This is a genomic window from Belnapia sp. AC561, from assembly GCF_979252845.1.
In genome coordinates this window covers 1-277 of record NZ_CEEDBP010000203.1, presented here as the reverse complement: position 1 = coordinate 277, position 277 = coordinate 1, and the positions used below count along the sequence as shown (strand labels likewise).

The 277-nt window shown below is 63.5% G+C and carries 1 pseudogene; it reads right to left on the bottom strand.

From position 1 onward, the window contains the following. Positions 1-39: 39 nt before the first annotated feature. Positions 40-277, bottom strand: a pseudogene (locus tag AC0IW9_RS30760) (methyltransferase type 12); the annotation flags it as partial.

The following is a 277-nucleotide window of genomic DNA, read 5'->3' as shown; positions in this document are numbered from 1 at the left end:
GCAATCGACCGCGCGGGTGCGATGATCCGCGCGCGCCAGTCAGCAGTGACGCCACAGATCGAGCCGATACTGCTCCCGCCGCTCCTCGATCACGACGCTGACATTGGTCGCGAGCGCAATCCGCAGTTCCTCGACCGCGGCATCGCCGGACTTGGGGTAATCTGTGTCGCCGAGCCAGTGGACGAGCAGCAGATGCCCACCTGACGGCACGGCATCCGTTAGATATTCGGCCAGACGCAGCAGGTCGTCGCTATCCCAATAATACACGACCTCGGAC